The organism is Protofrankia sp. CiP1_Cm_nod2 (assembly GCF_920664355.1).
Classification (GTDB): domain Bacteria; phylum Actinomycetota; class Actinomycetes; order Frankiales; family Frankiaceae; genus Protofrankia.
In genome coordinates this window covers 28,617-29,813 of record NZ_CAKKTL010000021.1, presented here as the reverse complement: position 1 = coordinate 29,813, position 1,197 = coordinate 28,617, and the positions used below count along the sequence as shown (strand labels likewise).

Annotated in this window: 1 protein-coding gene; it reads right to left on the bottom strand. The window is 70.0% G+C overall.

The window, feature by feature from the left end:
* Positions 1-437 precede the first annotated feature (437 nt).
* Complete coding sequence (locus tag NBW84_RS04115) at positions 438-776, bottom strand: SCP2 sterol-binding domain-containing protein (RefSeq protein WP_250281845.1); 339 nt, start codon at positions 774-776, stop codon at positions 438-440.
* Positions 777-1,197 lie beyond the last annotated feature (421 nt).

Here is a 1,197-nt window from a genome sequence, read left to right as displayed (position 1 = left end):
GGGACGAGAACGTGCGGGATGAGGGTGTGTGGGACGACGGCCTGGACGCGCTGCGGGCGGCGTGCGTGGCCGCCTGGGCGGCGGCGGACGCGGGTGGCCCCGTGCGCGAACTGGCCGGCGGCCGCCCACCCGGCTGCGCCGACCTTGCCTGACGCGCTTGCCTGACGCGCTTGCCTCCCGAGACGTGGTTGTCCCGCCTGACGGGATCCCGTCAGGAACGTTCCCGGTGGCATCGCGCGATGGCCTGGCGGGCCGGCCGCCGCGGGTATCGCCCGCGGGCACATGACCGGCCGTCCGCAGACGATGATCATCCATCGTGGACGGCGATCCACGGATGATCCGCGGGATGGCCTACAGGGCGGGAAGGCCTGCCGGAAGGAACGCATCCTGTCGGCGAAGGCCGACCGCTGGATCGGCGCGGTCCGCTACCGGAAGGCCTACAGGAAGGAACGCATCCGCAGCAGGTCCCACATGCTGGCGTCCACCTTCAGTCGGCCACTGCTCCACGCAGATGTAAGCTCTAGGCTGCCATCGGTAACGGCGATCAGATCGTCGCTGTTCACCGTGACGGTCACCTGCCCAGCCGCGCCGTTGCCTTCACTGATATTGAGGACGCTGCCGTCACGCAGTTCCGCGCAGAAACTCGCCCCGAGATCAGGAATCCGACACACGATCGTGCGGTCGGGTGCGAGCCTGCGCAGACGCTCGTCGGCGAGTTCGTTGAGCCGCTCCGCCAGCGTGTGCAACGCCGTCGCGCACTGCTGCATGGTCGCCATACCGGTCGATTCCTCTCTCCGGCCAGGTCCGTACCGTGCCCTGCCGGCCGTCGCTCGTCAACAGATAGCAGCGGGCTGCCTTCCGCTGCCGGTCGGTGGCGGCGATACTGCCCGTCGCGCCGAGGCGCTTCGGTCGCGATGCACCCGGCTGCGACAGTCAATACCGTGGACGGGATCCGACATGCTGGATGGGACGACAGCGGCGTGCCGCGGGACGACGCCCCTGCCACCACCGTCACGGAAGAGGACACCGTATGACCGTTGACGTCCCGGACGACGTCCAGGCCGCGCGTGCCCGGGTGGAGCGGCTGCCGACGCTGCCGGTGTCGGCCCACGTCGCTGTCTTCGAAGAGGTCCACCGGCTCCTGGACGGCGTGCTGGCGGACCTGGACGGGCTCGCCAGCACCTCACCGCGGCCGGA

Bases quoted from the DNA above. Each gene is read 5' to 3' on its own strand.
- NBW84_RS04115 (WP_250281845.1), bottom strand. From the start codon at position 776: ATGGCGACCATGCAGCAGTGCGCGACGGCGTTGCACACGCTGGCGGAG.